Genomic DNA, 4,677 nt, shown 5'->3' on the forward strand with positions numbered 1-4,677 from the left:
CCTCTATTTATTTTAATCGTTACGCTTGCAGCGGCAGGCGTTTCATTTCCGTATCAAGGAGGGGGACTGCTGCTGTATGTTTTGCCGCCCGTATCTGCAATCATTCAATTTATTAACGAAGGATTAAATAAATTTTTRGTGTTTGGCTGGGCTTTGCTTTATGCCATAGCATTAATTAGCCTGTACTTGTGGAGAGCGAATAGAAGAGATGTATAAAGAATAAACACTTGCCGCGGCAAGTGTTTATTTATTATGAAGCACGTTATAAAGGCGATCCGGGTAATTAGTAAACATGCCGGTTACGCCCCACTCGATAAGCATTCTCATTTGCTTTTCATCATTTACGGTATAAGGATGAACGTCTAAATCATATGAGCGAGCTTTTTGTACATATGGTTTTGTCAGCGTGTTTGCGTTCGGACCGATGCCGTTCGCGTACGTTTTGATTTGTCTGAACTGCTGATCTGTTAACATATTGGTTTGCTTAGAACGAATCAGTTGAATTAGTTTCATAGTAGGTCGGTATCGATGGACGGTTTTTAAGCTTTCAGGACTAAATGATTGTACAATGACGTGATTGGTATGAATGTTGTACTTAGCCATCAGCGTCAGCAATTCCTTTTCCATACCTGGATATTCATGAGGAGATTTTGTTTCAATATAATAGTTTGTTCGATTGCCAAACGTAAGGAATATTTCTTCTAAAGTTGGAATGACGGCTTTTTTATTACCTTTTCCTGCGTTCAAACGCTGAAGCTGCTTCACTGTATACTGTTTTACATATCCTGTTCCATTTGTCGTTCGGTCAACTTTGTAGTCATGAATTGCTACAAGATGCTGATCTTTAGACATGTGAAGATCAAGTTCAATGTAATCCGCTTTTTGCTGGACGGCCGCGAGATAAGATTGCATCGTATGCTCTGGCTCATACCCTGATGCGCCTCGATGAGCAATAATGGCTACTTTTTCTGCTTGAGTAGAAGCTGCCTGCGTATGTATAAACATAAAAATGCCGCATAAACAAAGAGTGAGTGAGCTTACAAACCACCATTTTCGTCTCATATCAAAACTCCTTTTTATTGAGGGGTCGTGCATTAGTTTACTAGTGAGATGTTGTGTTCATATTAAGGCTGTGTAAATATTTAAATAAAACGAACCAGTATGTAATTAAAAGTAATAAACGCCGATGTTTAGTGAGAAACATCGGCTGTTTTTTCCGGGCGAAGGCTTGTATAAATAACGAGCCTCCGCTCATGAGTTTTCTGTTTATGATCAAACGTTCCCGTACAGGTGATTAAATTAAGCTGGTGTTGAAAAGTTGGACCGAAAATCTCTCTGATAGGAGCAGAATCTCGGGGATAAGAAGCTTTATTGGTAACAACAAAGGTCAGCTGATCCCCTTGCTGATCGGTTACAAAAATTTCATCTCCTTTTGTGAGCTTGTCGAGATGATAGAAGATAGCGGGTCCTTTTTGATCATCAACATGTCCTGCAATGACCGCATTTCCTTCCTCTCCAGGTCTTGCTCCGAGCTTAAACCAAGCTACATCATGACCATTATCAGGAACGCTCATTTCACCTTGGTTAGTAAGGCCCATTCCTTTTATAAAAGCCTTGATATGAAGTTTCGGAATAATAAGCTGAGATGGAAGAGGCGTAGAARCATTTCCTGAAGATTTCAAGTATTGAGCTGATTTTGTTTCAGCCATCTTCACAACAAAATCCGTCGAGCTGTTTGCAATTGCTGATTGGGCAAACCAGCTGCTCATGAATAGTATAAAAGAAAAGGTGAAAACCCCTCCTATCCATTTCATTCGCTTTCGTATCCTCTGTGACGACGAACAACAAATATAGCGACCGCTCCAATTCCTAATAAAGTAAGAACCGGCACAATTGAATTATAATTATCCTGTGAAGCACCGCCCATACCTGTTTTTGGCATTTCGGAAGGCATAGCCGTATTATCTTTTAATAAAAGAGTTTCAAGACTGTCGGCTTTGTTAATAGCGAGCACTGTGTAAACCGTGTTGGCTTCTAAATTAAGGTTTGGGATGTCCAGTACTTTTTTATTGTCTTGACTAGTTGTAATGTTCAAATCATAGGTTCCGGCATCTACTTCAGAATAGTTTGTCATTTGTTTAAAAGCAGTGTCTTTAAACAAAGTAGGGCCGTGATTAATACCTACATCAACAGCAGGAGCGTCTGGAGAAAAGTGAGCAATTCGGATTTTACTCTTTCCTTTAGCTACGTTCATATCATCTTGAGCTACTTTTAATTCCAAGTGTGCAACTTGGTTAATAGCAGCAAGGGTATAGGCTTTGTTTGCTTCTACGGTTACATTAGTGGAAATGACAGGTTTTTCTTTTCCTTTTGTACCTATGGCATATACCTCTACTTTATGAGAACCCGCAGGTACCTTAAGATAATCTGTCACATCTTTAAACGATGCGCCGACTACGATGCTTTGATTGTCCACATATATATCTACTTCAGGTGCATCAGGTGACGCATGCACAACTCGTATCATTGCCTCCTGCACAGCTGCAGAAGTGAAATTATCTGAAAAAGCTAGCAATAAAACTGCGAGTAAAGAAGCAGCAATAATCTTTACACGGTTCATAACGTTTTACTCTCCTTTTAATCTAAGTTTGTCCTGTTAGTCCCGTATGAAAAGTGGTGGGCATGCATTCACTTTTGAACGTACTCGGGCATTTATTCACTTGTTATCATCTACAATTTTATCCAATATATGCATAATTTATTTCATTAGATGAAATTTTTGTAAAAGAGCAGGTAAATAGTTTGAATTTTGTGATAATATTAAAATAAGAGTTTGGTTAGTAGCTGATGTCTCTATCATAAAAGGAGGGGAAGTTATGTGCTGCAAACGAATCATGAAATAAAAAAGGTTGTTCATCGTTCGCTATCAGCTAAAATGATTGTAAAGCGCATGCTGTTTATTTTAGTGGGAGCCCTTTTAATGGCCGTCGGGCTAGAATTTTTTCTTGTCCCTAATGAGGTTATTGACGGTGGAATTGTAGGTATATCTATTATTTTATCCCACTTAACGGATGTTCAAATCGGCTTTTATATCTTCGTATTAAATCTTCCATTCTTTTTCATTGGCTATAAGCAAATTGGAAAAACATTTGCGCTATCTACGCTTTTAGGTGTTATCATTCTATCCATTGCTACCTCTATTTTTCACGACTTGCCCGTCTTAACAGGTGACCCTCTTTTAGCCACTGTGTTTGGCGGAATTGTTCTCGGTGTGGGAGTAGGAATTGTTATTCGGTACGGAGGTTCGCTAGACGGCACCGAGATATTAGCTATTTTATTTAATAAGCGTACGCCTTTCTCCGTAGGTGAGACGATTATGTTTTTTAATTTATTTATTTTGGGAAGTGCCGGTTTTGTATTTGGCTGGGATCGCGCTATGTATTCTTTAATGGCTTACTTCATTGCTTTTAAAACGATTGATATTGTGATTCAAGGGTTAGATGAGTCTAAGTCAGCTTGGATTATCAGCGAACAATATGAACAAATTGGCGAAGCAATTCTTGCTCGTTTAGGGAGAGGCGTCACGTATTTAAATGGGGAAGGGGCGTATACGGGAGATGATAAAAAAGTCATTTTTTGTGTGATTACCAGGCTTGAAGAAGCAAAGCTAAAAGCGATTATCGATGAGATAGATCCATCTGCTTTTTTTGCTGTAGCAGCTATTGCTGAAGTTAGAGGAGGGAGGTTTAAGAAACGAGATATTCATTAGTGAAAGTTGTCTGCTAATGAGGCTGTCCCGTTATTACATGCAGCAGCCTTTTTAATTTTCTCTCTTTGTTTCGAGTATATGGAATGGTTTATGTCGCTTCTGCTGCGTCCTGCTTTGGGCATATCGAACTTCTCTTTTTTCTTGTATATCTTTAAAACGAACATGTAAAATGTCTAAAAGATATAAAAAGAGTACATAGTAAAAAACAGAAAGAGGGAGTGACATGAAAAAAACGTTAAAAATAGTAGGAGTCGGTCTTGCGGTTCTTGTTGCAGTGACCGTGGCTTTTTTTGTCATATGGTCAGGTTTTGATTATGAACCTTCAAAGGAGCTTCACTCACTAGTAGATGAGAAAAAAGTAGTGAAGAAAGACGATTATTACGTATTTAAGCCTCAAACGAACAAAGAGATAAAAGCCGGCTATATTATTTATCAAGGTGCTAAAGTAGAGCCGTTAGCATATGGCTATTATGCTCAGCAAATTGCAAATGAAGGATATCTTGTTGCTGTTGTAGATTCTCCGTTTAATATGAGTTTTTTTAGTCAAAATAAAGCGACGGATATTGTGGAAAGCTATCCGAAGATTTCCGCATGGTTTATCGGAGGGCATTCCCTTGGAGGAGTGAGTGCAGCCTCTTATGCGTATGATCATCAAAACTCAATAAAAGGCTTAGTTCTTTTAGCATCGTATCCGATGAATAAAAATAATTTTTCAACTTCCACTTATCCTATTTTGTCTTTAACTGGTGAGAAAGATGGTTTGTCGACGCCTGAAAAAATTAAAGAAACCAAGCATTTACTTTCAAAAAATACGGAGCTGGTCCAAGTAAAAGGAGCTAATCACGCACAGTTTGGAATGTACGGGAAACAAAAAGGCGATAACAAAGCCAGTATTTCCCCTAAAGAGC

General features: G+C 38.6%; 5 protein-coding genes and 1 pseudogene. 3 read left to right on the forward strand and 3 right to left on the reverse strand.

Features of this window, described 5'->3' with window-relative positions; genetic code table 11:
- Positions 1–216 (forward strand): annotated as a pseudogene (locus AC1DRF_RS17260) (ABC transporter permease); the annotation flags it as partial.
- Positions 217–243: 27 nt separating this feature from the next.
- Here the strand turns inward: AC1DRF_RS17260 and AC1DRF_RS17265 are convergent.
- From AC1DRF_RS17265 to AC1DRF_RS17275, 3 genes are all read right to left on the reverse strand, one after another.
- Positions 244–1,062 carry a glycerophosphodiester phosphodiesterase family protein gene (locus AC1DRF_RS17265; RefSeq protein WP_230184515.1) on the reverse strand — a complete coding sequence of 273 codons (819 nt, stop codon included), beginning with the start codon at positions 1,060–1,062 and terminating at the stop codon, positions 244–246.
- Positions 1,063–1,190: 128 nt separating this feature from the next.
- Complete coding sequence (locus AC1DRF_RS17270; RefSeq protein ID WP_477741246.1) at positions 1,191–1,769, reverse strand: class F sortase; 579 nt, start codon at positions 1,767–1,769, stop codon at positions 1,191–1,193.
- Between the two features lie 41 nt (positions 1,770–1,810).
- Positions 1,811–2,620, reverse strand: a complete 810-nt coding sequence (locus tag AC1DRF_RS17275) for a DUF4397 domain-containing protein (protein WP_230184513.1) — start codon at positions 2,618–2,620, stop codon at positions 1,811–1,813.
- Between the two features lie 258 nt (positions 2,621–2,878).
- Here AC1DRF_RS17275 and AC1DRF_RS17280 point away from each other — a divergent pair, with 258 nt between their 5' ends.
- Both AC1DRF_RS17280 and AC1DRF_RS17285 read left to right on the forward strand, forming a co-directional pair.
- A complete protein-coding gene (locus AC1DRF_RS17280) occupies positions 2,879–3,769 on the forward strand; it encodes a YitT family protein (RefSeq protein WP_013058693.1) in 891 nt (296 codons plus the stop codon).
- A 223-nt stretch (positions 3,770–3,992) separates the two neighbouring features.
- Positions 3,993–4,677, forward strand: a 685-nt coding sequence (locus AC1DRF_RS17285; protein ID WP_477741247.1) for an alpha/beta family hydrolase, incomplete at its 3' end; no start/stop codon positions are given.

The organism is Priestia sp. P5_B4, assembly GCF_056400385.1.